The following is a 26,237-nucleotide window of genomic DNA, read 5'->3' on the forward strand; positions in this document are numbered from 1 at the left end:
ACTGAATCGAGCTTAGGGGTGCGCCCCCGTTGCCTGCATCGGGGTCATCCCGTGCGGGTTTCCACGTAAGCATGAAGGCCTCCACGAGGCCTGTGCCGAATGGCCTGCTGCGCGCTCGCGCAGAGGCTTTTATCGCTCTTAGCGCGCGATAAAAAGGATCGCGATATTGACCACGAAACCGAGCGCCCATACCGCGCTGCGCACGGAGCCGATGCCCTTGATATAGACCGCGATATAGATCGCACGCAGTACGACATAGGCCGCCGCCAGCATGTCGAGCCGCGCCTGATTGGCGCCGAGCTGGTGCGCAATGATCACCGCGCCGATGAAGAACGGAAGGCCTTCGAAGCTGTTGGCCTGCGCGCTGTTGGCGCGCGCGCGCCAGCCGCTCTGCTTTGCGGCCCAGTCGCGCGGCTGCACGTTGTCGCGCGGACCGAAGCTGCCGGCCTTGGCGATCCATGCCGCGAGATACGGCAGGCCGCAGGCGATGAACACGCACCAGTAGGCGACGGTGAGCAAGGAAAGAGTCATGCGGGTTGTCTACGTTCGATGGAGAGCTGGCGCAGCGAACGAACGCCGCGCGCTATCGGCGGTCCACCAGGGCATGCGCGATGGTGCCGAGATCCACGTATTCGAGTTCGCTGCCGGCAGGCACGCCGCGCGCGAGGCGCGTCACGTTGAGGCCGCGCTGCCGGAGCGCTTCGCCGATCACGTGCGCGGTGGCTTCGCCCTCCGCCGTGAAGTTGGTGGCCAGGATGACCTCGCTCACGGTGCCGTCCAGCGCGCGGTCGAAGAGCTTCTGCAGGCCGATGTCCTTGGGTCCGATGCCGTCGAGCGGACTGAGCTTGCCCATCAGCACGAAGTAGTAGCCGCGGAAGGCCCCGGTGCGTTCGAGCGCGGCCTGGTCGGCCGGCGTCTCGACCACGCAGAGCTTGCTTGCGTCGCGGCGCGCGTCGAGGCACACGCTGCAGACCGGTGCTTCGGTGAAGGTGTTGCAGCGTTCGCAATGCCGCACGTTGCCGGCCGCCTGCTGCAGCGCGCGCGCAAGCAGCTGCGCGCCCTCGCGGTCGTGCTGCAGCAAGTGGAAGGCCATGCGCGAGGCCGACTTGACGCCGACGCCGGGCAGGCGGCGCAGCGCATCGACCAGCGCATCGAGCGAACTGGCGTCGGCCATCAATGGCTCAGAACGGCAGCTTCATGCCGGGCGGGAGGCCCGGCATGCCTGCGGTGAGCTTGCCCATCTTCTGCTCGCTGGTTTCCTCGGCCTTGCGCACCGCGGCATTGAAGGCCGCAGCCACCAGGTCTTCGAGCATGTCCTTGTCGTCGGCCAGGAGGCTCGGGTCGATGGTGATGCGCTTGACGTCGTGCTTGCAGGTCATCACGACCTTCACGAGGCCCGCGCCCGACTCGCCTTCGACCTCGATGGTGGCCAGTTCTTCCTGGGCCTTCTTGAGGTTGTCCTGCATTGCCTGCGCCTGCTTCATGAGGCCGGCCAGTTGTCCTTTGTTGAACATCGTTGGTCCTGATTGGTTGGAATGGGGGAAGGATAAGAGAGATGGCGGCCGATGCCGAATGCCGCAAGAGCCGGCACGGTTTTTCAGTGGTGTTCCGTCAGGCGGGCTTGAGTGTTCCAGGCACGATCTTCGCATCGAATTCGCGCATCAGCATCTGCACTTCGGGATCGCTGCGGATGGCCTCCTCGGCCACGCGCTGGCGCTCGTCGGCCGCCTGCTTGTTGCGGCGCGCGGGGCTGTCGACCACGGCGCCGATCTCGATGGCGAGCTTCACGCCGTGACCCAGCGCGGCCAGTGCATCCGTGAGCTTCTCGCGGGCCGAAGGCTGGTTGAGCAGCTCGCGCTCGACGCGAAGTATCCACTGGTCGACGTCGCGCGCCACCAGCTGCGACTGCAGCGCGAGTTCGCGCGCGAGGGCGTTGATGCTCTCGGCCGCGATCATCTGCGTGACCGTGGCGTGCCAGAAGTCGCCGTCCTCGCTCGGCGGAATGGGCGGTGCCGGGCCGCGCTGCTCATCGGGGCGCGGCGCGTCGCGCTGGCTCGGCGGCGGCTGCACGCGCATGGGAACGGCAAGCACCCGGGGCGCCTCGGCAGCCGGCGAGGGCTCGATTTCTGCGGAAGGCCTGGGCCCGTTTGGCCGCACGGGCTCGTTGACCACGGCCAGGCGCTGGCCGGCCGGCGCCGGATTGGATCGAGGAGGCACCGGCGCAGCGACGGAAATCGACGCTGGCGGCGCGGCGATCGCCGCCGTGTCTTGATGAGCCGGCGCTACGGGCGCAGGGACCGAAGCCGCCCGGGCGGCTTCATTCAGAGTTTTTTTTTCCGCGGAGGCCGAAGAAGCGGCCGCGTTGGAAGGCTTGAAGGCCAGGAGCCTGAGCAGCACCATGGTCAGCGCCGCGTACTCGTCGGGCGCCAGCCCCAGCTCGCCGCGCCCGTGCAGGCACAGGCTGTAGAGCAGCTGCGTTTCGTCGGCCGGCATCAGCGACGCGAGGCGCGCCGTATCGGCCGCGTCGGGATCGGTGGCCGAATCGGCCGATTCCGCCCGCGACGGCACCGCCTGCAGCACGGCCATGGCCTGCAGCACCGCGGTCATTTCTTCCAGCGTGGACGCGGCGGACATGCCGTCGCGCCGCAGCGCCTCGGAGGTGTCGACCACCGTCCTGCCATCGCCCAGCGCCAGCGCCTCGATCAGCTTGAACACATGGCCACGGTCCACACTGCCGAGCATCTGGCGCACGCCGGCTTCGAGCAGTTCGCCGTTACCGAAGGCAATGGCCTGGTCGGTGAGCGACAGCGCGTCGCGCATCGAGCCGCGTGCCGCACGCGCCAGCAGGCGCAGCGCCTGCGGCTCGGCCGGCACCTGTTCGGCCTGCAGCACGCCCGTGAGGTGCTCCAGCACCGTCTCGGGCGCCATCGGCCGCAGGTTGAACTGCAGGCAGCGCGACAGCACCGTGACCGGGACCTTCTGCGGATCGGTGGTGGCCAGCACGAACTTGAGGTATTCCGGCGGCTCCTCGAGCGTCTTCAGCATCGCGTTGAACGCGGTGTTGGTGAGCATGTGCACTTCGTCGATCATGAAGACCTTGAAGCGCCCCTGCACCGGCTTGTAGACCGCCTGCTCGAGCAGCGACTGCACCTCGTCCACGCCGCGGTTCGATGCCGCGTCGAGCTCGGTGTAGTCGACGAAGCGGCCTGAATCGATGTCCTTGCAGGCCTGGCACACCCCGCAAGGCGTGGCCGTGATGCCGCCCTGCCCGTCCGGCCCCTGGCAATTGAGCGACTTGGCCAGGATGCGGGAAACCGTGGTCTTGCCCACGCCCCGCGTCCCGGTGAAAAGATAGGCGTGATGCAGGCGCTGCGTGGTCAACGCGTTCTCGAGCGCCTGCACCACATGCCCCTGGCCAACCATCTCACCGAAGGTTTTCGGACGGAACTTGCGAGCGAGCACGAGATAAGACATTGCGGGCATTCTAAAAGGCGCCGCACCCGTTCCCGGAGCTTCCCCGGAATCAAAAAAAGCCCTGCCTTTTCGCGGGATACCGCGGAACCGGCTCCGCCGGGCCGCTGGTATCGCCCCCAGCAAGGGGGGTGGGCGAAGCGACACGAAGTGCGCGCAGCCTGGGGGGTTACAATAAGCCTTGACGGGCCTCCCTGCATGGTGAAGTGGCCAACCGGGTCAGGTGGGGAACCAAGCAGCCCTAACTGCGTAGTCAGTGCCAGGGGTAAGGCTCGTCAACCTAACATCAAAGATACGAGGCATGGCAGGCAGCCACCTCACCGGCGCTGAGTCCTCAGCCGCCGCATCCAGCTAGCCCATCTGCCGCAGTCCGGCCATGACCTCTTCGGCCGGCGGCAACTCGCTGGTTCGCCAGACCAGCCGGGCCTGACGATCGAACAGATAAACCTGGCCGGTATGGCGGTCGCCCGCTGCCGCGCCTCCCGTGAACAGCGAGAACATCGACTCAAGCGCCTCGGGGGCTGGCGCCGCCGCGCTCCACGTTGGCCTTGCGCCGAAGCGCCGCAACCAGGCGCTCAGTGCCACAGGGTCGTCGGCCAGCGGGTCGATGCTCAGCGACAGCAGGCGCACCGCCGTGTAGCGCTCCGACAGCAATGCCGCCTGCAGCGTCGAGAACAAGGCCCCCTGGATCGGGCAGACCGTGCTGCATCCGGTAAACATCAATTGAACGGCGGTTGGGGCGCCTCGCAACTGCGCCGCGAGCATCGGTGTGGCGCCGTCGTGGCGCCGCAGCGGCAGGGCCGGAACCGACACCGCCGGCAGCACCGGTCCGATGCTGGTGTTTGCGCGGGCCGCAGGCACACCCAGCCACGCCAGTGCACCGGCGGCAAGCAGGCGCCGGCGCCCGCGGGATCCAACCCGCGAGGATATGAAGGGGCCCCGCGCGTTCATTGGGTTCATTGAGGAAGGGCTTGCGTCAGGTAGTCCCACAACGCCGCGCACTGGCCTTCGTCGGCATCGAAGCGCGGCATGGCTCGGGGCAGCGTGACATGGGCCGGGTCGATGCCGGTGCGCAGCGTGCGGCAGAAGGATGTGCGCTCGTACGCGACAGGCGGGCCGCCGCGGCGCGGGAGGATTTCGCGCAATTGGCGCCGGTCGAGCAGCGGCGCGAAACCGGAGACAGCGGCAGTGGACTTGCCGGGTCCCGCGTGGCACTGGATGCAGCGCGTCGCCGCGTCCGGCAGCGGCGCGCTGTGGCCGGACAGCGTGCCGGCGAGCGGCTCGGTGCCGTCGAACAGGCGGGCGCCACGCGCCACCGAGGAAGGCACGGCGGCTTCCGGCTTTGCGGACCGCTCCGGGCCAACGGCCAGTGCGGTTCCGAGCGCGAGTGCCAGCATCATCATCATCGAAAGCCTCGGCTTCGCGAAGCGCCGGGCCGCTACCGGATGTTGATGGTGCGCGCCACGCTCGGCACGCCGCTGCTGTCGAGTGCGAACAGCATGTAGTTGCCCGGCAGCACGGTCCCGTGATCGGTCGGAATGCCCAGCTGGTAGTTGCCTGCCGTGCCCGTGAATGACAGCGGGATGCGGCGCTGATCGGTGTTGACCGAGTGAGTGGCCGATGCCATGCGCACCAGCGCAAACTGGGCCGCCGCGCGGTCAGTCGCCACGGTGATCTGGCTCCCCCATGTGGCGCTGGCCGGCGCGGCCGTGATGGCCGGGCGGGACGCCGGCGAACCGTCGCTCGCCAGCAGGTACGGTGGCGTGTAGATCTCCGCATCCGGGTGGTCGCCCGCACAGTCGCACAGCCCGCCGCCGCCCGCCAGCACGCGTCCGTCCAGCAGCAGCAGGGCCACGCTGTGATAGTTGCGCGGTTTCTGCATCGGCGGCACCGTGATGAAGCTCTCCAGCACCGGGCTCCACAGCTCGGCCGCCAGCACACTGTAGGAGTCGGAAAACGGAACGGGCTGCGTCTGTCCGCCTATCACGAACACCTCGCCGTTCGGCAGCACCACGCTGTTGACGAAGGTTCGGGCATAGGCCATCGGCGAAAGCTTGCGCACCGTGGGCGCCGCCGGCGCGCCCGCGCTGATGTCGATGATGTAGGCGGTCTTGAAGGCGTCGCCGCTGTCGTGGTTGGGCGCGCCGCCGAGCTTGAGGATCTTGCCGATGTCGTACATCACGGCGCTGGCGGTGATGGCATAGGGATCGTCGCTGCGTAGCCCGGCCTGCAGGATGGCGCCGCTGCCGCGCGTGTCGATCCAATGCATTGCGGCAGCAGGCCCGGCGTGGAATACCCAGCCGTTGGCGGCGCCGAACAGCCACATGTGGTTGTCGCCCCGGTAGACCCCGGCCGCGTCCGGGCCGGCCAGCGGCGGGTCCGAGACATTGCTCGCGTCGGGCATGTTGGCCGGTATGCCGGACAGCGTGCGCCAGGTCTTGGTGGCGGCCGACCACACCTCGCCGTACTTGCCGCCCTGCCCGCCGTTCCACGAACCGCCGACTGTGAACACGGAGCCGTCGGACATCGTCGTGCTCGCCTGGTAGGCACGTGCAATGCCGAGTTGCGCACCCGTCACCCAGCCGCCCAGCGCCGGGTCGTAGATCGAGGTCTTCGTCGCATCGCTGCCGCCGCTGACCAGCACGCTGCCATCGGCCAGCATGCTCAGGCCAGGGCAGAACATCTGGTGGCCTGTGGCCGTGACCACCAGCGGGCTGGCGCTTCGCGTGACGGGGTCGAACACCGAGGTGTAGGTGTACGCCTCGCTGCTGTTCGTGCTGAAGCTGGTGGGCGAGCGGGCTGCCCACAGCAGCAGCCTGCCGTCGGGGAGGTTGGCGGCCGATGCGGGCACGAGTGGCAGCGCAATCAGATCGGACCAGGGCTTCACCGCGGCGGTCGATTGCGCCGCGGTGTATCCGGCTGCCGTGAACAGGTACTCGTTGGCCGGCAGCCACTTCCCCTTGAATCGGGAGCGCAGCCGGACCACGAGCCCCGCGCCGTCGATGGGAAGGTTGGTCACCGTCAGCGTTGTCGCACTTGTCGATGTGTCCACCACGGGTGTCGCCGAGGAGGCCGACAGGATCGTCAAGCCGTACTGGGTGGCACCCGTGTTGTTCCAGACGAAGGTCGCGCTGCGGGTGGCGAACTTGGTGCCGGGGGACGGACTGGTGAGGGACGCCGGCTGTCCGTCTGGTGGCACCGGCTTGCTTGCCGATGCGGAGGACGTGCCCGCCAGCTTCGGATTTTCGCCCTGCGCGCGGGCGCCGCCTCCTGCGTCACCGCCTGACCAGACCAGGAACACCAGGGATGCATAAGCAAGCCCGCGCGCGGCGCGCGGCGATGGAACGCTGGTCATCGCTGCTCCTTTATTTTTGTCAGGTCGCAGCTTATTCCTTGTGCGCGCAATAAACAATACAAAAGTATTCAGTTATGCCTTCAAAGGCCCAGCTGCCTGATCGCGCCCCGCGCCGCGGCCGCCCCGCTGGCCATTGACGCCGTCAGCAGGTAGCCGCCGGTCGGTGCCTCCCAGTCGAGCATTTCCCCCGCCACGAACACGCCCGGCACCGCGCTGGCCATGAGCACTTCGTCGAGCGCCTCGAAGCGCACGCCGCCTGCGGTGCTGATGGCTTCGTCGATGGGCCGGGTTGCGACCAGCCGCAGCGGCACGGCCTTGATCGTCGCCGCCAGCTGCGCGGGGTCTTGCATCGCTTCGCGGCCCAGCGCCTCGTGCAGCACGCCGGCCTTGATGCCTTCCAGTCCGAGCCGGCTCTTCAGATGGCTGCTGAGCGAGCGGGCGCCGCGCGGATGCTTGACGGCCGCCAGCACCTGCTCGGCGCTGCGGTCGGGCAGCAGGTCGAGCAGCAGCGTGGCGCTGCCGTGCGCGGCGATCTCGTCGCGCAGCAAGGCCGACGCTGCATAGATCAGGCTGCCTTCGATGCCGGTGGCGGTGGCAACGAATTCGCCCTTGCGCGCGAATCGGCGGCCCTGGCTGTCGGTGAACGAAATCGCAACCAACTTGAAGGGCTGGCCCGCGAAACGGCTCGCGAAATGCTCGCTCCATCCTGCCCCGTCGAAGCCGCAGTTGGCGGGCAGCAGCGGCGCGACATCGATACCGCGCGCCTGCAGCCACGGCGCCCATGCGCCATCGGAACCCAGCCGCGCCCAGCTCGCACCACCGAGCGCGAGCACCACCGCATCGGCCTTCACGAGGGCCTCGCCCGTGGGAGTGGCGAAGCGCAGCGAGGCGGCGGCCAGCGATGCATCGCCGAGCCAGCGGTGGCGCATGTGGAACTGCACGCCCGCCGCGCGCAGCCGGTGCAGCCAGGCGCGCAGCAGCGGCGCGGCCTTCATGTCGGTCGGAAACACGCGGCCCGACGTACCGACAAAAGTTTCGATGCCGATGCCGGCCGCCCATTCGCGCACCTGCTGCGGACCGAAGCGGGCGAGCATCGGTTCGAGCTGCGCACGGCGCTCGCCGAAGCGGCTCATGAACACATCGAAGGGCTCCGAGTGCGTGAGGTTCAGCCCGCCGCGGCCAGCCAGCAGGAACTTGCGGCCCACCGAGGGCATGGCGTCGTAGACGTGCACCTGCACGCCGGACGCGCTCAGGACTTCGGCCGCCATGAGGCCGGCCGGTCCGCCGCCGATCACGGCGACGGTTTGGGAAAGAGTCATTCGAGAGTTACCAGTTCGCCCTGCCCGGTCAGGAACGCGGCGCGCACCAAGGCACCGGGATAGGCATGTTGCACGGCCGCGCGGTAGCGCTGCATCTGTGCGATCAATTCCGCGTCCCGTTCGGGGCGCGCAGCGGATTTGTAGTCGAGGATCCACCAGGCACCGCTGGCGCGCTCGCGCACCAGTCGGTCGATGCGCAGCGTCTCGCCTTCGTGGACCAGCGTCACTTCGTTGCCGTGCCAGTCGATCATGCGCTCATCCCACGCCCAGGCGCCGGCGCCCGCGCGGATGCGCTCGGCCAGCACCGCGGCGCCGCGCGCCTGCTGCGCGTCGAGCATGAATTCACGGGCCGCGGCGCGCACATGCGCGGGCGGCAGCGCCTCGCCCGGCAGCGCCCATTCGAGCAGCCGGTGCATCGCCTGGCCGAAGGCGGCAGCCCGCGCATCGACGGTAGCGCTTGCGGCTTTCCTGGTGGCCGGTGATTCCTTGGCCGCAGGCGCGAGCACGGGCATCTTCTTCATCGAGAAACTGCCGCCCCCGGTCTCCACCGGCAACGCGAGCAGCGGCTCATCGGCTTCGACGGGTTCGCACATCGATTCGAGCCGCGACCACCAGCTGCCCTCGTTGGCCCGTGCCGGCTGCACCGACGACAGCACGAGGCGCTCGCGCGCCCGCGTGGTTGCGACGTAGAGGCCGTTGAGCTCCTCGCGATGGCGCGCGCGCTGCTCTTCCTCGAGCAGCGTGGCCGCGCAGCCCGGCGGCGTTTTTTCGCTTGCCAGGAACACGAAGCGCGTGGGCGCGCTGTCGCTGCCTTTCCATTCGACCAGCACGCCCATGGTCTGGGCGCGCGGCGGCGGCGCGTCGCAGTCGAGCATGAGCACGGTGTCAGCCTCCAGGCCCTTGGCGCCGTGCACGGTGAGCAGTTGCACTGCATCAGGCACGGCGACGGATGGCGCCCTGACGCCGCCGGCGCGCAGCGCGCGCACCAGCGCATAGGGCGTGGCAAAGCGCGCGCCCTCGATCTCGAGCGAGGCCGCCAGCAGCCCGCGCAGATTGGCCAGCGCGCTCTGGCGCATGGCCGAAGGCATGGCGGCGCCGAACCTGGCCAGCACATCGCCATCATGGAAGATCGCGCTGAGCGCATCGTGCGGCGGCAGTGCGGCGAGCCAGCGCTGCCACTGCTTGAGCCTGGCGCCGGCCGCGACCAGTTCCGCCGGCAGGCCCTCGCCCTTCTGGATCAGCGCGAACCAGCTCGACGAGGGTTGCTCGCGCTGGCGCAGCGCCAGTTGCACCAGCGCATCGTCGCCAATGCCGAAGAGCGGCGACTTGAGCCCGCGCGCCAGCGAAAGGTCGTGCGCGGGCGACACCAGCGCATCGATCAGCGCCACCACGTCCTGCACTTCGGGGGCGTCGTGCAGTTCGTTCTTCTCGGGCTGCTGCACGGGAATGTGGCGCTGGCGCAGCGCGTCCTGCATGGCGGACAGCCGGTTGCGGCGGCGCGCCAGCACCATGATCTGGCGCGGCGGCGTGCCATCGGCAATGCGCTGCGCGACCCAGCGCGCGGCCTGTTCGCATTCCTTCTGCAGCAGTTGCTCTTCGGGCAGCACCCGCGGCGTGACCAGGCTGTCGCGCCAGTGCAGCATGCCGTCGTCCGCGGGCGCGGCCTCGGCGGTGGTATCGAGGGCCCCGCGATCGATGGGCGGGAGCTTGAGAAGATCGCCCTGATCGTTGCGTTCGGTGGTGTGCGCGCGGTAGCCGTCGAACTCGCCGGCGTCCTGTGCGGCCAGCATCGCCTGGTTGACGAGGCCGACCACCGCACGCGCGTTGCGGTGGGTGTGGTCGCAATTGAGCAGTTCGCCGCCCAGCCCTTCGCGCACGAATTTCTTCGCGGCGATGAACACCTGCGGCTCGGCACGGCGAAAGCGGTAGATGCTCTGCTTCGGGTCGCCCACGATGAAGACGCGCGGCGCTTTGCCGCCCGCGCCGGTGTAGGCACTGAGCCAACCGTAGAGCGCCTGCCACTGCAGCGGATTGGTGTCCTGGAACTCATCGATCAGCAGGTGCGCGATGCGCGCATCGAGCCGCTCCTGCACCCAGCCCGACAGCGCCGACTGGCCCAGCAGCAGTTGTGCGGCCTGTTCGACGTCGTTCATGTCGACCCAGCCATGGGCGCGCTTGACCTCGGCGAAGGCTGCGATCAGAAGGCGCGTGAGGCGCGTCATGCGCTGCTGGTAGAGCCAGGCCGCGTGCTGGGCCTGCGCGGCGCACAGGGTCTGGAGCTCGGCCTCGGCTTCCTGCGCGGCGGGGTATTTCTGCAGGTTCTTGTTGAGCCGGTCTTCGGTGGCAACGAAGAAATTCTTGCGCAGGTGCGCGAGCGCGGCCGCGAGCGACTCCCGCGGCGGCTCGCCGGTGCCGAACACGTCGATGACCGCATCGGCCGCTTTCTGCGGCGTCTTGTTGGCTTCGCGGCCGAGCGCGGCGGCGCGGTCGAGCCAGCGGCGCCTGGCCTGCTCGCCGCGCAGTGCCTCGGTCGGTTCGTCCAGGCCTTCGAGCGACGGATGCATGGCGCTGAAATGCTGCACCGCCGACGCCGGATCGGACAGCGAGAACTCGACCCGGCGCGTGAGCGCTTCGCCCAGGGCCTTGGCGGTCTGCGACCGGCCGTAGGTGGCGACGACGGCGTAGTAGTCGGCCAGCGCCTCCTTGTCGGCCGTCACCGCTTCGAAGAAGGGGCGCCAGGTGCGCGAGCGCGCCTCCGCATCGTCCTCGAGCAGTTCGTAGTTCGCGGGCAGGCCGAGTTCGCGCAGCACCGCCAGCGGCGCATTGCGCAGCAGGCCCGCGAACCAGGCGTGGAAGGTGCGGAACTGCACCGGCCGGCCGCCTTCGAGCAGGCGCCTGTAGAGGCCTTGCAGGCGCGGCACGGCGGCCAGCGCGGCATCGGGCTCGACGCCGCGGATCACGAGTTCGCGCACCAGTTCCTCGGGGCTGCGCTCAGCGAACTGCTCGAGCCATTGGTCGAGCCGCTCGCGCATTTCGCCGGCGGCCTTCTTGGTGAAGGTGATGGCCAGGATCTCGTGCGGCTCGCAGGCGGATTCACCCTCTTCGAGCAGCGCGCGCAGGATGCGCGACACCAGCATCCAGGTCTTGCCCGCGCCCGCGCAGGCTTCGACGGCCACCGAGCGCCGCGGATCGCAGGCGACGGTGTAGAAGGCCTCGCGCGTGACGTGCCGGCCATTGTGTTCGTAGGCGGCGCCGTTCATTTCGCGGGCCCTCCCTCGGCCGGTGACGAAGGCGCAGGCTGCTCGATCTCCCAGAAGTCTTTTCTGCAAAGCCCGCGCGCCGCGCAGTAATCGCAAACAGCGCCCTCCCCCAGCGGCGGCAGCGCCGCGCCCTCGGCGATGCGGGTGAAGTCGTCGAGGATGCCGGCCACCAGCGCATCGCGCGCCTCCACCACCACGGGCTGCTCGACGGTCTGCGTGCCGGACGATTTTTCGCCGACGTTGACGTAGGCCGCGCGCAGCGTGTCGTCGGCCACCAGCGCGGCATAGAAGGCGAGCTGCGTGTCCTCGGTCGGGTCCTTCACGCGCTCCTTGGTCACTGCGGCCGACTCGGTCTTGTAGTCGATCACGAAAGCCTGGCCGTCCGGCATGCGGTCGATGCGGTCCAGCCGGCCGACCAACTGCAGGCTGCCCAGCGGCTGTTCCATCCAGGGCTCGGATTCGGCGAACACGGCGCCGCTCGCCTCGTGTCCGGCAAGCCATTGAAGGTAGCCGTCGCGCACCGCCGGCCATGCCGCGGCGAAGGGCAGGAACTCGGCATCGGACAGTCCGAACTCGCGTGTGGCGCGCTCGGCCGCTGCACTGATGTACGCCACACGCTCGGCGGCATCGCTGGTCGGCTTCTCTTTCAGCGCCTCGTGGAAATGGCCCAGCGCGGCATGCAGCCAGTTGCCGAAGTCGCGCTTGTCGACTTCGGCATCGAGTTCGTCGGCACTGCGCAGGCCCAGCTGCCGCAGCGCGAAGAAGCGGTAGGGGCAGCGGCGCAGGTCTTCATAGACGCTGGTCGAGATGTTGCGCAACGGCAGCAGCTCGCCTGAGGGCGTGGGGTAAGCGGTCGGCTGCAGCGCCACCTCGCGCGGCGTGCGCGGGTCCGCCGCCATCTGCAAGGCGTGGTCGAGTTGCAGCGCCTGCACCAGCGGGCTCGGACGCACCGGCTCGCCGCTCGCATCCGACTGGCGCCACAGCACTTCGCAGCACGGGTTGCACAAGGCCGCGGCCCAGGCCGAGCGTTGCGCGGCCTCGAGCGTTTCGCGCGCGGGCAGGCCCAGTTCGGCGCGCTGCGCGGCGCTCCAGTTGCCGGGCGGCTCGGGCGATGCGGGCAGGCGCCGGTCGTCACAGCCGGGAATGACCACGGCGCCGAACGCGCGGCCGAGCAACTGGTGCAGCGGCAGCACCACCACCTGCGGCGCCTCGTTGCCGGCGGGCGGCACGAAGCTGGCGTCCTCCAGCACGTCGCGCACCCAGGCCGTGAACTCGGCCAGCGTGTGGCGTCCGCCGGGAAATTCGTCGTCGTCGCCGTGGGCATCGGCATCGAGCCACAAGGCGCCGATCACCTTGGCGCCGGCCATGTCGGCTGCGAGCGGCTCCCATTGCTCCCCGGCCTCGAGCAGTTCGCGCAGCGCGCGCAGCCAGTCGGCCAGGGGCCGGGAGCGGGCCATGGCCATGCGGCGGCCTTCGACGGCTTCGGTGAAAGGCAGCAGCGCGATGTCCTGCGGCTTCTCGCTGCGCGCGGCCTGGCCGCACCAGGCGGACCACTCGCGCACGCCTTCGCGCCGCAGCCGGGCTTCGAGGGCCTGGGTGGCGAGCGCATCGCCGTCGGCGCCGCTCTTGAGCCATTCGAGCACCTGGTCGCTGCCGGCGTCGTGCGCGCAGGCGCGCAGTGCGCTCATCACGGTGGCGGCGGCGCGCGTGGTGGAAAGCTTCCAGCCGGTTTCATCGTGCGCCGTGACACCCTGCGCCTGGAGCTGTGCGCCGATGCGCCGCGTGAGCGCCCGGTCGGTCGCGATCAGTGCCACCGGCGCGCGGCCCTCGGCCAGGTGCCGCAGCACGCAGGCGGCGGCCAGTTCCGCCTCGTCTTCAGGGTCGGCGGCGACATGCGCGGCTGCCGTGGTGGCCGCAGGGCTCGCGGGCACCAGCGAGAGATGGATGGCGCGGTCGCCCCACAGGCTGCAGAGCGTCTGCGTGAGCGGATCGGCCTGGAAGCCTTCGAGCACGATCAGCGCATCGACCTGCGCACGCACGGTGTCGCGCAGCAGCACATCGGTGGCATAGCCCGAATTGGCGGCCCAGGCCACCGCGACGCGGATCAGCGCGCTTTCGATGCGGAACCATTCCGACTCGCTGCCCGCATCGGCCACCTGCGCCGCGCGCTGCGCCCATTCGCTGCCGCGTACCTCGGGCAGCGCGGCGGCCGCCAGGGGCGCCAGCTGGTAGGCCAGCTCGACCACGCGCCCGGCCAGCGCGAAGCGTTCGGCGGCAAAGCCGGCCTGCGACAGCAGCGCCTGGGCCGTGACCAGGTCGCGCGCCATGTCGAAGGCGATGTCGTAGCCCGTGGGCAGGAAGCCCCCCGCGCTGCGTGCCCAGTTGCGCGTGGTCTCGAAGCGCGGCGCGAAGCCGGGGCTGCCGCAGCGCGACCACATGCCGTGGGCCACACCCATCAGTTGCGCGTACGGCACCAGCACCACGGTGCGCGCCGCATGCAGCCCGTGCTGCGCAACGGCGCCGGCAATGCGCGCGACGACGCCGCCGGCGGGGTCGCACCACAGGGCCTGGACGGGGTGGCCTTCGTTCATGTTCTATCGAGGGGTTGGAGGGCGTGGAGGCGCAACGCGCAAAGGGCTTTTGCTATCGGCGCCATAGCGTTCCCGCATGGCACCCCACCCCTTGGTTTCTGTCACAATGACCAGCACTTTAGCTGCACCGAAACTCTCCGCGCACAAGGACACATCACATGGCCAGCGACCTGATCAAACACATCTCCGATTCTTCCTTCGAAGCCGACGTGCTCAAGTCCAGCCAGCCCGTGCTGGTCGACTACTGGGCCGAATGGTGCGGCCCCTGCAAGATGATCGCACCCATCCTGGATGAAGTGTCGACCGCCTACGAAGGCAAGCTGCAGATCGCCAAGCTCAACGTCGACGAGAACCGCGACATCCCGGCCAAGTTCGGCATCCGCGGCATCCCCACGCTCATGCTGTTCAAGGACGGCCAGCTCGCCGCCACCAAGGTCGGCGCAATGAGCAAGGCGCAGCTCACGGCCTTCATCGACCAGCAGCTCGCCTGAGGCATTTCACCCGGCCAGCGCGCAATGCGTTGGCCGGACGGTTTTTTGCTGTCATAATCTCCCACAGATCACCGGCCCCTTCGAGGTAACCGGTTCGAGTTCCCCGGTTTGTGAGGCAGCTCTCGCCTCACATCAAACCTCCCCCCGTTTTTCCGATCGATTGCCCCGCAAGGGGTCATTCCATGCACTTAAACGAACTCAAGGCACTCCACGTGTCTGAAGTCCTCAAGCAGGCTGAAGCGCTTGAGATCGAAAACGTCGGCCGCATGCGCAAGCAGGAGCTGATGTTCGCGATCATCAAGAAGCGCGCCAAGGCCGGCGAACAGGTCTTTGCCGACGGCGTGCTCGAAATCCTGCCCGACGGCTTCGGCTTCCTGCGCAGCCCCGACACCAGCTTCACGGCCAGCACCGACGACATCTACATCTCGCCGAGCCAGGTGCGCCGCTTCAACCTGCACACCGGCGACATGATCGAAGGCGAAGTGCGCACGCCCAAGGACGGCGAGCGCTACTTTGCGCTGACCAAGCTCGACAAGGTCAACGACGGTCCGCCCGAGCAGAACAAGCACAAGGTGATGTTCGAGAACCTGACGCCGCTGTTCCCCAAGGAGCAGATGAAGCTGGAGCGCGACGGCATCAAGAGCGACGAGAACATCACGGGCCGGATCATCGACATCATCGCCCCCATCGGCAAGGGCCAGCGCGCCCTGCTGGTGGCGCCGCCCAAGAGCGGCAAGACGGTGATGATGCAGCACATCGCCCACGCGATCAGCGCCAACTACCCCGAAGTGCACATGATGGTGCTGCTGGTGGACGAGCGGCCCGAAGAAGTGACCGAAATGCAGCGCACCGTGAAGGGCGAGGTCATTGCCTCGACCTTCGACGAGCCCGCCGCGCGCCACGTGCACGTGGCCGAAATGGTGATCGAGCGCGCCAAGCGCCTGGTCGAGCTCAAGAAGGACGTGGTGATCCTGCTCGACTCGATCACCCGCCTCGCCCGCGCCTACAACAACGTCGTGCCCTCGTCGGGCAAGGTGCTCACGGGCGGTGTCGACTCCAACGCGCTGCAGCGCCCCAAGCGCTTCCTGGGCGCCGCGCGCAACGTCGAGGAAGGCGGCTCGCTGACCATCATCGGCACCGCGCTGATCGACACCGGCAGCCGCATGGACGAAGTGATCTTCGAAGAGTTCAAGGGCACCGGCAACTCCGAAATCCACCTGGACCGCCGCCTGTACGAAAAGCGCGTGTTCCCCTCGATCCAGCTCAACCGCAGCGGCACGCGCCGCGAAGAGCTGCTGCTGGCGCCCGAGATCCTGCAGAAGACCCGCATCCTGCGCCAGCTCATGTACAACATGGACGAGATCGAGTCGATGGAGCTCATGCTCAAGAACATGAAGGCGACGAAAACGAATGTCGAATTCTTCGACATGATGCGTCGCGGAGGCTGAGCACCACGCTCGCCGCAAAAGCGCGTTGGCCCTCGGGTCAACGCGCTTTTTTCATGGGCGGTCGATGATGCGGATCGCCCGGCCCTCGGCCGCGCTCTGCTGGCCGATGTCGAGCAGTTCCATCAGCGCGACAGCCTGTTCGGGCGGCACCGAGTTCGGGCCGTTGCCCAGGATCGCGTCGCGCACCGCGGCGTAGTAGTCGAGGTAGTTGCCGGCCCGCGTGGGCCAGACCCGGCGCTGCGGCTCGCCGCCGTCGCTGGCGGGCACCACGAGTTCGCCGTCCTGCGGATCGGCGCCCCACCCCGCCATCGGCGGCCGCTGGCCGGCACGCAGCGCGTCTTCCTGCGGATCGACGCCGTGCTTGATGTAGCTGCCGCGCGTGCCATGGACGATGTAGCGCGGCGCGGCATGGGCGGCAAGCGTGGTGGCGTGCAGCACCACGCGCAGCGGTGCATGCGGGCCGCTTTCGTAGCGCAGCACGGCGTGGAAATAGTCCTCGACCTGCGCGCCGTCGCGCAAGGCCGCGGTGTCGAGCTGCAGCGTGTCGGGCCTTCCGAACAGCTGGACCGCCTGGTCGACCAGATGAGCGCCCAGGTCGACCCAGAGGCCCGCGCCCGGCACCTTCTGCTCGCGCCAGCGGTCGCGCACCTCGGGGCGAAAGCGGTCGAAATGCGATTCCAGGTACACCAGCCGGCCGAGTTCTCCGCTCGCCAGCAGGTCCTTGAGCGTGAGGTAGTCGGCGTCGAAACGCCGGTTCTGATAGACCGCCAGCACACGATTGTTGCGCCGAGCCAACAATTCGAGCTCCCTGGCTTCGGCCACGTCGAGCGTGAACGGCTTGTCCACCACCACATGCTTGCCGGCCTCCAGGGCGGCCTTGGCCACGGGATGGTGCTGGGCGTTGGGGGTGGCCACCACCACCAGGTCGATGTCCGGCCGGCCCACGAGCGCGGCCGCATCGGGCACCACGGCCACGCCGGGCCAGTCGGCGTGGACCTTGTGCGGGCGGGAGCTTGCCACGGCCGCCAGTTCGAGCCCGGGCACGGCCGAAAGCACCGGCGCATGGAAGGTCTGGCCGGCAAAGCCATAGCCGACGAGGCCGGCGCGCAGGGTTCTGGAGGTCATCTGGAGGGCCGTCCTTCGCTCAAATCAAGACAGTATGCGATAATCGCCGGCTCCGCGAAAAGTGCAGCCGGGCGTCTTGCCCTGCGAATTCCCTCCTGGGAACGGCGTGCCCCTCTTGGGCACGCTTGTGGCTCTCGCATCGACCCCAAAGGAAAGACCATGGCAAAAGAAGGCATCCACCCGAACTACCGCGAAATCCTGTTCGTCGACATGTCGAACGGCTTCAAGTTCGTGACCCGTTCGTGCGCGAACACCAAGGAAATGGGCAAGACCGACGACGGCCGCGAGCTGCCGCTGTTCAAGCTCGACACCACGAGCGAATCGCATCCGTTCTACACGGGCACGCAAAAGTCGGTCGACAACATGGGCGGTCGCGTCGAGAAGTTCCGCAACCGCTTCGGCAAGACCACCGGCGCTGCTTCCAAGTAAAGCACGCGCTTTCGCATCGAGGGCAGCCCGGTTTACCGCGCTGCCCTTTTTTTCTTTCCCAAGACAGACGTTCATTCCCCACCCTGTGAATCAGCCCACTCCCGCGATCGTTGCCCAGAGCGCCGTGCGCCGGCTGCCGCGCCTGGCACTGCTGCTGCTGTGCGCCGCCTACCTGCTGCCGGGCCTGGTGGGGCGCGGCCCCTGGAAAAGCGCCGACATCACCTCCTTCGGCTACATGGCCGAACTGGCGCGCAACACCGAAGGCATCGCCCGCTGGTTCGATCCCCTGCTGCTGGGCCTGCGCCCTGAAACCCCGGCGCTGCTTCCCTACTGGATCGGCGCCTGGGCCATCAAGATCGCGCCCTCCTGGGTGAACCCCGACCTGGCGGTGCGCATCGTCTTTGCGCTGCTGCTCTGGGGCACTTTCACCGCCACCTGGTACGCCGTCTACTACCTCGCGCGCACCTCGCGGGCCCAGCCGGTGGCCTTCGCCTTCGGCGGCGAAGCGCGGCCCACCGACTACGCCCGCGCCATTGCCGATGGCGGATTGCTGGCGCTGATCGCCTGCCTGGGCCTGGCCCAGTTGGGCCATGAAACCACGCCGGCGCTGGCGCAGCTGTATTTCGCGTCGCATCTGTTCTATGGCGTGGCGGCATTGCCTTATCGCCGCACCGGGCCAGTCATTGCACTGCTGGTCGGCACCATCGGCATGACCCTGAGCGGCGGTCCCACGGTCGGCCTCGCGCTGGCGGTGGGCAGCGCGCTGTTCATCGCCTACGAGCGGCGCACCGCCAGTGCCGATTCCGACGAAAGCCCCGGCTACACCCGCGGTGCGCTCGCCACGATGAGCGCGGTGGCGCTGGTGGCCGCGGCACTGGCGCTCGGGCTCGGCCTGCTGCAATGGAAGATCCAGCTGCCGGGCCATCATCCGAGCAGCACCTCGGTGCTGGGCGACGTGCGCAGCCAGGCCAAGCTGCTGGTGTGGTTCACCTGGCCGGTCTGGCCGCTCGCGATCTGGACGCTGTGGCGCTGGCGCCGCCAGCTCACCGCGCGCCATGTGGCGCTGCCGTTCTGGTTTGCGCTGGTGCCGCTGGCCGCGACCTGGACCACCGACTATTCCGACCGCTCGCTGCTGCTCGCGCTGCCCGCACTCGCGACGCTGGCCGCCTTTGCCCTGCCGACGTTCCGGCGCAGCGCGGCGGCGCTGATCGACTGGTTCAACGTGCTGTTCTTCAGCGGACTGGCCGTGCTCGGATGGATCTACTGGATCGCGATGCAGACCGGCGTGCCGACCAAGCCGGCCGCCAGCGTGGCACGGCTGGTGCCCGGGTTCGTGCCAGGGTTCTCGCCCACCGCATTCGCGCTGGCGCTGGCCGCCACCATCACCTGGTGCTGGGTGGTGCGCTGGCGCACCGGGCGCCACCGCGCGGCGCTCTGGAAAACGCTGGTGCTGCCGGCCGGCGGCACCGCGCTGTGCTGGATGCTGCTGATGACGCTGTGGCTGCCTCCGATCGACTACGCGCGCAGCTACGCGCCTCAGGTGCGGGCGGTGGCCGAGCGGGTCGGGCAGCCGAGCTGCATCGCCGAGCTTGCGCTGAGCCGCGCGCACATCGCGGCGCTGCGGCATCACGGCCAGTTCAACCTGCAGCCGCTGCTGCTCGGCACCGATTGCCCCTGGCTGCTGGTCAGCCCCGAAACCATCGAGCGGCTGCACACCATCATCCGCCTGGAGCACTGGCGTTTCAGCGGTACCCTGCGGCGGCCCAGCAGCGCGAGCGACGACCTGCTGCTCTACCAGAAGATTGCGCCCTAGCAATTGAGCGGCGAACGAGGCCTGATTGCGCGGCACGCCGGCACGGTGCTGGTGGGCCAGCTGGCCGTGATGGCGTTCGGCGTGACCGACACCATCGTGGCCGGCCGCTATTCCGAGAACGCGCTCGCCGCGCTGTCGGTGGGCGCGGCCGTCTTCATCAGCGTGTTCGTCTCGCTGATGGGCGTGCTGCAGGCGCTGCTGCCGGTCTGGGCGGAGCTGCACGGCGCGGACCGCAGAAGCGAAGTCGGCCGCTCCGTGCGGCAGTCGCTCTACCTGGCTGCCATCGCGATTGCGGTCGGCATGGCCGTGCTGCTGCTGCCGGGCGCGGTGCTGCGCTGGACCCAGGTGCCGCCCGCGATGCGCGGCGAAGTGGAAACCTATCTGGGGGTGCTCGCCTTCGCATTGCCGCCGGCCCTGCTGTTCCGCCTGTTCAGCACCTTGAACCAGAGCCTGGGCAAGCCGCAGGTGGTGACCTGGCTCCAGCTGGGCTCGCTGTGCGTGAAGCTGCCGCTGTCGATCTGGTTCGCCTTCGGCGGCGCCGGCCTGCCGGCCATGGGCCTGGTGGGCTGCGCCTGGGCCACGCTGTGCGTGAACTGGGCCATGCTGGCCTGCGCCGTGTGGCTGCTGCGCAGCAGCACCTTCTACCGCGACTACCGGCTCTGGGAACGCATCGAAGCGCCCGACTGGCGGCAGATCCGCCAGTTCGCGAGCCTGGGCATTCCCGGCGGCCTGGCCGTGCTGGTGGAAGTGACCTCGTTCACCCTGATGGCGCTGTTCATTGCGCGCCTGGGCACCGCCGCCGCCGCCGCGCACCAGATCGCCTCGAACCTGCTGGCGGTGGCCTACATGGTGCCGCTCTCGCTGGCCATTGCCACCAGCGCGCGCGTGAGCTTCTGGCTCGGCGCCGGAAAGGCCGCCAAGGCCCGCCGCGCCTGCCGCCTGGGCTTCGAGCTCACTGCCCTTTGCGCGCTGTTCTTCGCGGGCGCCATGGTGGCGCTGCGCTTCAGGCTGGCCCACGTGTATTCCGACAATCCGGCCGTCATCGCAGTGGCCGCGGCGCTGCTGCTGGTGGTGGCGGCCTATCACTTTGCCGATGCGCTGCAGACGCTGTGCGTGTTCGTGCTGCGCAGCTACCGCGTCACGCTGGTGCCTCTGGTGGTCTATTGCACGCTGCTCTGGGGAGTGGGCCTGGGCGGCAGCTACCTGCTGGCCTACCGCGGGCTGGGGCCCTGGCCCGCCATGCAGTCGCCGCTGGCGTTCTGGCTCATGAGCGCCGGAGCGCTCGCGCTCACGGCCTTGCTGTTCGGCGCGCTGCTGCGCTGGACGATGCGCCGCTCACTTCGCTAGCAGCCGCGCTTCCCGCACGCGGGTTGCCGGGAACACCAGCGCGAAACGCGAGCCCTTGCCCACCGTGCTCTGGATCCGCAGTTCGGCGCCATGCCGCTGCGCGATGTGCTTCACGATGGCCAGGCCCAGGCCGGTGCCACCGGTTTCGCGCGAGCGGCTGCGGTCGATGCGGTAGAAGCGTTCGGTCAGGCGCGGGATGTGCTCGGCGGCAATGCCGGGGCCGGTGTCGCGCACCGCGTATTCGCCGCGCCCGTCGGGCAGCAGCCGCCAGCTCACCGCGACCTCGCCGCCGCCGGGCGTGTAGCGGATGGCGTTGCTCAGCAGGTTCGACATGGCGCTTTGCAGCTCTGTCGGGGCGCCCGAAATCTCGGATTCGGCCTCGATCGTGAAGGAAAGGCGATGCCCCTGCGGCGCGAGCCGGCCCGACAAGCCCCGTCCCTCGTCTTCGCACTGGGCGAGCAGCGCACGGATGCGGATCCACTGGTTGCCCGATGGCGCCGCGCTACCCTCGAGCCGCGACAGCGTCAGCAGGTCGTTGACCAGGGTTTCCATGCGGTGCGACTGCTGGCTCATGAGCGAGAGGTAGCGCGCGCGCTCGTCCGCATCGAGCGGCAGGTTCTGCAGCGTTTCCACAAAACCCGCCAGCACGGTGAGCGGCGTGCGGATCTCGTGCGAAACATTGGCAACGAAGTCGCGCCGCATGGCCTCGGCCTGCTCGACCGCCGTGATGTCGCGCGTCAGCAGCATGCGGCGGTTGCCCGCATAGGGATGCACCTGCACCGACAGGCGCACCGGATGGCTGCGCTGGTGCCCCTGCCCGGGGCCTGAGGCATCGATGACCACATCGCGGCTGTAGTTCCACGAGGCCAGGTAGGCCACGAAGGCCGGGTCGCGGACCAGATTGGCCAGATGCTGCAGCAGATCCCGCTCGGCATCGATGCCGAACTGCCCGGCTGCCGTCTGGTTGCACCACTCGATGCGGCCCTGCTCGTCGAGCAGGATCACGCCGTTGGGAGAGGCCTGGATGGCGGCCAGGAATTCCTGCAGGCGGTCCTCGGCCTGGCGGGTCTGCTGTTCGCGGTCGCGCAGCAGCTTGCGGATGCGCTCCGCGAGCTCGCCCCACACGCCGGCGCCGCGCGTCGGCAGGCCCGCCGCGTTGTTGCGAAGCACCTTGAGCAGGCGCTCGGCCCGCCAGGCGTCGAGCGCGAGCCACAGCACCGCGCCCAGCCAGGCACCCAGCCATCCGAACTTCCAGCCGAAAATGGCTGCAGCGCCCACTCCCATTACGAGGGACGCTATTAGAAAAGTAGCAATACGGAAAGGCATGGCGGGCGATTATCCGCGCCCGCGGCCCGTGAAAGCAGCGGCGCTCAAACCGTGACTTGGGCCGTCAGGCGGTAACCCGCGCCGCGCACCGTCTCGACCATCGGCGAGGCGGCACCCAGCGATTCGCGCAGGCGCTTGACGTGCACGTCGACCGTGCGTTCCTCGATGTAGACGTGGTCGCCCCAGACCTTGTCGAGCAGTTGCGCCCGGCTGTGCACGCGCTCGGCGTGCTGCATCAGGTAGGCCAGCAGCTTGAACTCGGTCGGCCCCACCTTGAGCGCATTGCCCTGCCAGGTGACGCGGTGCGTGGCGGTGTCGAGCGCGAGCTCGCCGATCTCCACGCGCTCGGTCACCACCTCGGGCGCGCGGCGGCGCAGCACGGCGCGGATGCGCGCGAGCATTTCCTGGGTGGAGAACGGCTTGGTGATGTAGTCGTCGGCGCCCGCATCGAGGCCGGCCACCTTGTCGGGCTCGTCGCCGCGCGCGGTGAGCATCAGGATCGGGATGGCCTTGGTGCGCGGGTCCTTGCGCCACTGGCGCGCGAGTTGCAGGCCGCTCTGGCCGGGCAGCATCCAGTCGAGCAGGATCAGGTCCGGCAGGAAGGCGTCGATCTCGCGTTGCGCTGCCGCGCCGTCTTCCGACCAGATCGGCTCGAAGCCGTTGTGGCGCAGGTTGACGGCGATCAGCTCGGCGATCGAGGACTCGTCTTCGACGATCAGGACTCGGGGTTTCTTCATGCTTTCTTTGGGAGACTTGCGCTCGCTCTGTTACTGCAGCGCCGATTCGATCTCTTGCATCGAAGTGTGCCGCACATCGGCGCCCTTGACGATGTAGATGATGAACTCGGCGATGTTCTTGGCGTGGTCGCCGATGCGTTCGATGGCCTTGGCCAGGAACAGCAGGTCGAGGCTGGCCGAGATCGTGCGCGGGTCTTCCATCATGTAGGTGACCAGCTTGCGCACGAAGCCGTCGAACTCCTTGTCGATCAGGTCGTCGTCCTTCAGGATCGACAGCGCCGCGGCCGTGTCCAGCCGCGCGAAGGCGTCCAGCGCGGTACGCAGCAGGCCCGAGGCCAGGTCGGCCGCGATGCGCAGCTCGTTCGAGGGCAGCGCGCGGGCCGAGCCGCTCTCGATGATCGACTTGACCATGCGCGCGATCTTGTTGGCCTCGTCGCCCACGCGCTCCAGGTTGGCCGTGGTCTTGGAGATGGCGATCAAGAGGCGCAGGTCGCGCGCCGTCGGCTGGCGCCGCGCGATGATCGACGACAGCTCGCGGTCGATCTCGATCTCCATCGCATTGACGCGCGTCTCGGTTTCCATCACGCGGTCGGCAGCGTCAGGATCGAACTGCAAGAGCGCATACACCGCCTGGTGGATCTGCGCCTCGACCATGCCGCCGAGCTCCATCACGCGCGACGACACGCCGTTGAGTTCGCTGTCGAACTGGCTGGAGAGATGTTTTTCAGTCATGTGTGCCTCCTTGGCATCAGCCGAAACGGCCGGTAATGTAGTCCTCGGTCTCCTTGCGCTGCGGCTTGAAGAACATCTGTTCCGTCGCGCCGAACTCGATCAGGTCGCCCAGGTACATGTAGGCGGTGTAGTCGCTGCAGCGTGCAGCCTGCTGCATGTTGTGCGTCACGATGACCACGGTGTACTCGTTTTTCAGCTCGGCGATCAACTCTTCGATCTTTGCCGTGGAGATCGGGTCGAGCGCGGAGCAGGGTTCGTCGAGCAGCAGCACCTCGGGCTTGATGGCAATGCCACGTGCAATGCACAGGCGCTGCTGCTGGCCGCCCGAGAGGCCGGAACCGCTTTGCTGCAGCTTGTCGCGCACTTCGGTCCAGAGAGCGGCCTTCTTGAGCGCCCATTCCACGCGGTCGTCCATTTCGCTCGCGCTCAGGTTCTCGAACAGCTTCACGCCGAAAGCGATGTTGTCGTAGATCGACATCGGGAACGGCGTGGGCTTCTGGAACACCATGCCGACCTTGGCGCGGATCAGCGCCACGTCCTGCTTGGAGGTGAGCAGGTTCTCGCCGTCCAGCGCGATGGTGCCCTCGGCGCGCTGCTCGGGGTAGAGCTCGAACATGCGGTTGAAGGTGCGCAGCAGCGTCGACTTGCCGCAGCCCGACGGGCCGATGAAGGCCGTCACCTTGTTTTCGGGGATCTCGAGGTTGATGCCCTTGAGCGCATGGAACTTGCCATAGTAGAAGTTCAGGTCCTTGACCGAGATCTTCGAGCGCGACGGTTGTGCGGCGATGTTTGGCATGGTTGCTACTTCTTCTTGAATCAGAGTTTGTTGCGCGTGAGGACTCGCGCCAGGATGTTGAGGGCGAGCACGGCCACGGTGATCAGGAACACGCCGGCCCAGGCCAGCTGCTGCCAGTTCTCGTACGGGCTCATCGCGAACTTGAAGATCGTCACCGGCAGGCTGGCCATCGGCTGGCTGATGTCGGCGGTCCAGAACTGGTTGTTGAGCGCAGTGAAGAGCAGCGGCGCGGTTTCGCCCGCGATGCGCGCCACCGCCAGCAGCACGCCCGTGACCACGCCGGCGCGCGCCGCGCGCAGCGTGATGCTCAGGATGACCTTCCACTTGGGCGTGCCGAGCGCATAGGCCGCTTCGCGCAGCCCCGGCGGCACCAGCTGCAGCATGTTCTCGGTGGTGCGGATGACCACCGGAATCACGATCAGCGCGAGCGACAGCGCACCCGCCAGGCCCGAGAAGGTCTTGAAGTACGCCACCACCACCGCATAGACGAACAGGCCGATCACGATCGACGGCGCCGACAGCAGGATGTCGTTGACGAAGCGCGTCACCGACGACAGCCAGCCCTTGGGGTTGTACTCCGCCAGGTAGATGCCGGCCATGATGCCGATGGGCGTGCCCACGAAGGTGGCCAGCGCCACCATCACGAACGAGCCGAAGATCGCGTTGGCGATGCCGCCCGCCTCGTTCGGCGGCGGCGTCATCTCGGTGAAGGTGGCGAGCGCCAGGCCGCCCAGGCCCAGGCGCAGCGTTTCCCACAGGATCCAGACGAGCCAGAACACGCCGAACACCATCGCCGCGAGCGACAGCGTGAGCGCGATCTTGTTGACACGGTTGCGCGCGGCAAACTTGGCTTGGCGCGTTTCGGCGAGCGCCTTCGCATTCAGCAGGTTTTGAGCGGTGCTCATGCCTTGGTCCCTTCGCTCTTCTTCATCTGGGCCAGCAGCACCTTCGACAGCGTCAGCACGACGAAGGTGATGAAGAACAGCACCAGGCCGAGGTACATCAGCGCGGCCTGGTGCAGGCCCGCGCCGGCTTCGGCGAATTCATTGGCCAGTGCCGAGGTGATGCTGTTGGCCGCCTCGAACACGGAAAGCGAGTTGAGCTGGTTCATGTTGCCGATCACGAAGGTGACCGCCATCGTCTCGCCCAGCGCGCGGCCCAGGCCGAGCATGATGCCGCCGATCACGCCGGCCTTGGTGTAGGGCAGCACGACCTTCGACACCACTTCCCAGGTGGTGGAGCCCAGGCCGTAGGCCGACTCCTTGAGCAGCGGCGGCGTCACTTCGAACACGTCGCGCATCACCGAGGCGATGAACGGAATGATCATGATCGCGAGGATGATGCCGGCCGAGAGAATGCCGATGCCCACGGGCGGGCCGGACACCAGCGCGCCGAGGTACGGCACGCCGGCAAGCAGCTTCTGCAGCGGCTGCTGCACCCAGGTGGAAAGGATCGGCCCGAACACCAGCAGGCCCCACATGCCGTACACGATCGACGGCACGGCGGCGAGCAGTTCGATGGCCGTGCCCAGCGGACGCTTGAGCCAGCTGGGCGAGAGCTCGGTCAGGAACAGCGCAATGCCGAAGCTCACCGGCACCGCGATCACCAGCGCGATGACCGAGGTGGCCAGCGTGCCGTAGATCATGACCAGGCCGCCGTATTCGTTCTGCACCGGGTCCCAGACGCTGCTGGTCAGAAAGCCGAGGCCGTACTTCGAGATGGCGGGCCATGCGCCGGCAATCAGCGACAGCAGGATGCCGATCAGCATCGCGAGCGTGAGCAGCGCGGCGCCCTTGGCGGCCCAGCCGAACAGGCGGTCGGCCATCGGGCCTGAACGCGGTGCCTTGGCGGGCGGTGGTGCGGTGGCGCGGCCGCGTTCGGCCGCGAGGTCGAGCGTGGATGCGGAGGCAGGATAGGTGGATGACACGGGTCGCTCCGGCAATGACGAAAGCGGCGCATCCTCGAGCGAAGTGCTGCTCATGGGTGCGCCGTCCTGG

At 68.3% G+C, this 26,237-nt stretch carries 22 protein-coding genes and 1 other RNA gene; 6 read left to right on the plus strand and 17 right to left on the minus strand.

Translation table 11 applies throughout. From position 1 onward, the window contains the following. Positions 1–138: 138 nt before the first annotated feature. From AC1DMS_RS12640 to dnaX, 4 genes are all read right to left on the minus strand, one after another. Positions 139–531, minus strand: coding sequence for an MAPEG family protein (locus tag AC1DMS_RS12640; RefSeq protein WP_012747443.1), 393 nt, complete (start codon positions 529–531; stop codon positions 139–141). Between the two features lie 52 nt (positions 532–583). Then, a complete protein-coding gene (gene recR / locus AC1DMS_RS12645) occupies positions 584–1,174 on the minus strand; it encodes a recombination mediator RecR (RefSeq protein WP_012747442.1) in 591 nt (196 codons plus the stop codon). A 7-nt stretch (positions 1,175–1,181) separates the two neighbouring features. Next, positions 1,182–1,514, minus strand: coding sequence for a YbaB/EbfC family nucleoid-associated protein (locus AC1DMS_RS12650; protein ID WP_012747441.1), 333 nt, complete (start codon positions 1,512–1,514; stop codon positions 1,182–1,184). Positions 1,515–1,611: 97 nt separating this feature from the next. Continuing rightward, positions 1,612–3,474 carry a DNA polymerase III subunit gamma/tau gene (gene dnaX, locus AC1DMS_RS12655; protein WP_012747440.1) on the minus strand — a complete coding sequence of 621 codons (1,863 nt, stop codon included), beginning with the start codon at positions 3,472–3,474 and terminating at the stop codon, positions 1,612–1,614. Positions 3,475–3,654: 180 nt separating this feature from the next. Here dnaX and ffs point away from each other — a divergent pair. Then, positions 3,655–3,751, plus strand: an RNA gene (ffs, locus tag AC1DMS_RS12660) — signal recognition particle sRNA small type. Positions 3,752–3,822: 71 nt separating this feature from the next. Here ffs and AC1DMS_RS12665 read toward each other — a convergent pair. From AC1DMS_RS12665 to AC1DMS_RS12690, 6 genes are all read right to left on the minus strand, one after another. After that, complete coding sequence (locus AC1DMS_RS12665) at positions 3,823–4,431, minus strand: SCO family protein (protein WP_012747439.1); 609 nt, start codon at positions 4,429–4,431, stop codon at positions 3,823–3,825. Beyond that, positions 4,428–4,877, minus strand: a complete 450-nt coding sequence (locus tag AC1DMS_RS12670; RefSeq protein ID WP_012747438.1) for a hypothetical protein — start codon at positions 4,875–4,877, stop codon at positions 4,428–4,430. The genes AC1DMS_RS12665 and AC1DMS_RS12670 overlap by 4 nt, the downstream gene beginning before the upstream one ends. Positions 4,878–4,909: 32 nt before the next feature. Next, positions 4,910–6,826, minus strand: coding sequence for a galactose oxidase-like domain-containing protein (locus tag AC1DMS_RS12675; RefSeq protein WP_012747437.1), 1,917 nt, complete (start codon positions 6,824–6,826; stop codon positions 4,910–4,912). A gap of 80 nt (positions 6,827–6,906) precedes the next feature. After that, positions 6,907–8,145: a TIGR03862 family flavoprotein gene (locus AC1DMS_RS12680; RefSeq protein WP_012747436.1), complete on the minus strand. Its 1,239-nt coding sequence runs from the start codon at positions 8,143–8,145 to the stop codon at positions 6,907–6,909. Then, complete coding sequence (locus AC1DMS_RS12685; RefSeq protein ID WP_012747435.1) at positions 8,142–11,405, minus strand: UvrD-helicase domain-containing protein; 3,264 nt, start codon at positions 11,403–11,405, stop codon at positions 8,142–8,144. The genes AC1DMS_RS12680 and AC1DMS_RS12685 overlap by 4 nt, the downstream gene beginning before the upstream one ends. Further along, entirely contained in the window at positions 11,402–13,996 is a 2,595-nt protein-coding gene (locus AC1DMS_RS12690) for a PD-(D/E)XK nuclease family protein (RefSeq protein ID WP_012747434.1), read from the minus strand. The genes AC1DMS_RS12685 and AC1DMS_RS12690 overlap by 4 nt, the downstream gene beginning before the upstream one ends. Positions 13,997–14,154: 158 nt before the next feature. Here AC1DMS_RS12690 and trxA point away from each other — a divergent pair, with 158 nt between their 5' ends. Next, a complete protein-coding gene (gene trxA / locus AC1DMS_RS12695) occupies positions 14,155–14,487 on the plus strand; it encodes a thioredoxin TrxA (protein WP_012747433.1) in 333 nt (110 codons plus the stop codon). Between the two features lie 182 nt (positions 14,488–14,669). Then, the gene (gene rho, locus AC1DMS_RS12700) at positions 14,670–15,935 is read left to right on the plus strand and encodes a transcription termination factor Rho (RefSeq protein WP_012747432.1); all 1,266 of its coding nucleotides are present in this window, start codon (positions 14,670–14,672) and stop codon (positions 15,933–15,935) included. Between the two features lie 51 nt (positions 15,936–15,986). Here the strand turns inward: rho and AC1DMS_RS12705 are convergent, their stop codons facing one another. Continuing rightward, positions 15,987–17,060 (minus strand): oxidoreductase, encoded by a 1,074-nt coding sequence (locus AC1DMS_RS12705; protein ID WP_478181099.1) that lies wholly within the window; start codon positions 17,058–17,060, stop codon positions 15,987–15,989. A 159-nt stretch (positions 17,061–17,219) separates the two neighbouring features. Between AC1DMS_RS12705 and AC1DMS_RS12710 the strand changes: the two genes are divergently transcribed. From AC1DMS_RS12710 to AC1DMS_RS12720, 3 genes are all read left to right on the plus strand, one after another. Further along, entirely contained in the window at positions 17,220–17,489 is a 270-nt protein-coding gene (locus tag AC1DMS_RS12710; protein WP_007836661.1) for a type B 50S ribosomal protein L31, read from the plus strand. An 85-nt stretch (positions 17,490–17,574) separates the two neighbouring features. Continuing rightward, complete coding sequence (locus AC1DMS_RS12715) at positions 17,575–19,302, plus strand: membrane protein (RefSeq protein ID WP_012747430.1); 1,728 nt, start codon at positions 17,575–17,577, stop codon at positions 19,300–19,302. Between the two features lie 3 nt (positions 19,303–19,305). After that, the gene (locus AC1DMS_RS12720) at positions 19,306–20,649 is read left to right on the plus strand and encodes an MATE family efflux transporter (RefSeq protein ID WP_012747429.1); all 1,344 of its coding nucleotides are present in this window, start codon (positions 19,306–19,308) and stop codon (positions 20,647–20,649) included. On the opposite strand, the gene phoR is transcribed toward AC1DMS_RS12720, so the two are convergent. The 6 genes from phoR to pstC are packed head-to-tail and all read right to left on the minus strand — an operon-like array spanning position 20,638 to position 26,221. Further along, complete coding sequence (gene phoR, locus AC1DMS_RS12725; protein WP_080515739.1) at positions 20,638–21,975, minus strand: phosphate regulon sensor histidine kinase PhoR; 1,338 nt, start codon at positions 21,973–21,975, stop codon at positions 20,638–20,640. The two genes, AC1DMS_RS12720 and phoR, sit on opposite strands and share 12 nt — an antisense overlap. Positions 21,976–22,019: 44 nt before the next feature. Then, positions 22,020–22,712 (minus strand): phosphate regulon transcriptional regulator PhoB, encoded by a 693-nt coding sequence (gene phoB, locus AC1DMS_RS12730; protein WP_012747427.1) that lies wholly within the window; start codon positions 22,710–22,712, stop codon positions 22,020–22,022. 30 nt (positions 22,713–22,742) lie between these two features. Then, the gene (phoU, locus tag AC1DMS_RS12735; RefSeq protein ID WP_012747426.1) at positions 22,743–23,444 is read right to left on the minus strand and encodes a phosphate signaling complex protein PhoU; all 702 of its coding nucleotides are present in this window, start codon (positions 23,442–23,444) and stop codon (positions 22,743–22,745) included. A gap of 16 nt (positions 23,445–23,460) precedes the next feature. Continuing rightward, a complete protein-coding gene (gene pstB, locus AC1DMS_RS12740; protein WP_012747425.1) occupies positions 23,461–24,240 on the minus strand; it encodes a phosphate ABC transporter ATP-binding protein PstB in 780 nt (259 codons plus the stop codon). A gap of 20 nt (positions 24,241–24,260) precedes the next feature. Then, positions 24,261–25,145, minus strand: coding sequence for a phosphate ABC transporter permease PstA (gene pstA, locus AC1DMS_RS12745; protein ID WP_012747424.1), 885 nt, complete (start codon positions 25,143–25,145; stop codon positions 24,261–24,263). Next, on the minus strand, positions 25,142–26,221 hold the full coding sequence (gene pstC, locus AC1DMS_RS12750; protein WP_012747423.1) for a phosphate ABC transporter permease subunit PstC: 1,080 nt from the start codon (positions 26,219–26,221) through the stop codon (positions 25,142–25,144). The genes pstA and pstC overlap by 4 nt, the downstream gene beginning before the upstream one ends. Positions 26,222–26,237: the final 16 nt, after the last annotated feature.

This window comes from Variovorax sp. 05T418, assembly GCF_056396385.1.

Bases quoted from the DNA above. Each gene is read 5' to 3' on its own strand.
- AC1DMS_RS12640 (WP_012747443.1), bottom strand. From the start codon at position 531: ATGACTCTTTCCTTGCTCACCGTCGCCTACTGGTGCGTGTTCATCGCC.
- recR (WP_012747442.1), bottom strand. From the start codon at position 1,174: ATGGCCGACGCCAGTTCGCTCGATGCGCTGGTCGATGCGCTGCGCCGC.
- AC1DMS_RS12650 (WP_012747441.1), bottom strand. From the start codon at position 1,514: ATGTTCAACAAAGGACAACTGGCCGGCCTCATGAAGCAGGCGCAGGCA.
- dnaX (WP_012747440.1), bottom strand. From the start codon at position 3,474: ATGTCTTATCTCGTGCTCGCTCGCAAGTTCCGTCCGAAAACCTTCGGT.
- AC1DMS_RS12665 (WP_012747439.1), bottom strand. From the start codon at position 4,431: ATGAACCCAATGAACGCGCGGGGCCCCTTCATATCCTCGCGGGTTGGA.
- AC1DMS_RS12670 (WP_012747438.1), bottom strand. From the start codon at position 4,877: ATGATGATGATGCTGGCACTCGCGCTCGGAACCGCACTGGCCGTTGGC.
- AC1DMS_RS12675 (WP_012747437.1), bottom strand. From the start codon at position 6,826: ATGACCAGCGTTCCATCGCCGCGCGCCGCGCGCGGGCTTGCTTATGCA.
- AC1DMS_RS12680 (WP_012747436.1), bottom strand. From the start codon at position 8,145: ATGACTCTTTCCCAAACCGTCGCCGTGATCGGCGGCGGACCGGCCGGC.
- AC1DMS_RS12685 (WP_012747435.1), bottom strand. From the start codon at position 11,405: ATGAACGGCGCCGCCTACGAACACAATGGCCGGCACGTCACGCGCGAG.
- AC1DMS_RS12690 (WP_012747434.1), bottom strand. From the start codon at position 13,996: ATGAACGAAGGCCACCCCGTCCAGGCCCTGTGGTGCGACCCCGCCGGC.
- trxA (WP_012747433.1), top strand. From the start codon at position 14,155: ATGGCCAGCGACCTGATCAAACACATCTCCGATTCTTCCTTCGAAGCC.
- rho (WP_012747432.1), top strand. From the start codon at position 14,670: ATGCACTTAAACGAACTCAAGGCACTCCACGTGTCTGAAGTCCTCAAG.
- AC1DMS_RS12705 (WP_478181099.1), bottom strand. From the start codon at position 17,060: ATGACCTCCAGAACCCTGCGCGCCGGCCTCGTCGGCTATGGCTTTGCC.
- AC1DMS_RS12710 (WP_007836661.1), top strand. From the start codon at position 17,220: ATGGCAAAAGAAGGCATCCACCCGAACTACCGCGAAATCCTGTTCGTC.
- phoR (WP_080515739.1), bottom strand. From the start codon at position 21,975: ATGCCTTTCCGTATTGCTACTTTTCTAATAGCGTCCCTCGTAATGGGA.
- phoB (WP_012747427.1), bottom strand. From the start codon at position 22,712: ATGAAGAAACCCCGAGTCCTGATCGTCGAAGACGAGTCCTCGATCGCC.
- phoU (WP_012747426.1), bottom strand. From the start codon at position 23,444: ATGACTGAAAAACATCTCTCCAGCCAGTTCGACAGCGAACTCAACGGC.
- pstB (WP_012747425.1), bottom strand. From the start codon at position 24,240: ATGCCAAACATCGCCGCACAACCGTCGCGCTCGAAGATCTCGGTCAAG.
- pstA (WP_012747424.1), bottom strand. From the start codon at position 25,145: ATGAGCACCGCTCAAAACCTGCTGAATGCGAAGGCGCTCGCCGAAACG.
- pstC (WP_012747423.1), bottom strand. From the start codon at position 26,221: ATGAGCAGCACTTCGCTCGAGGATGCGCCGCTTTCGTCATTGCCGGAG.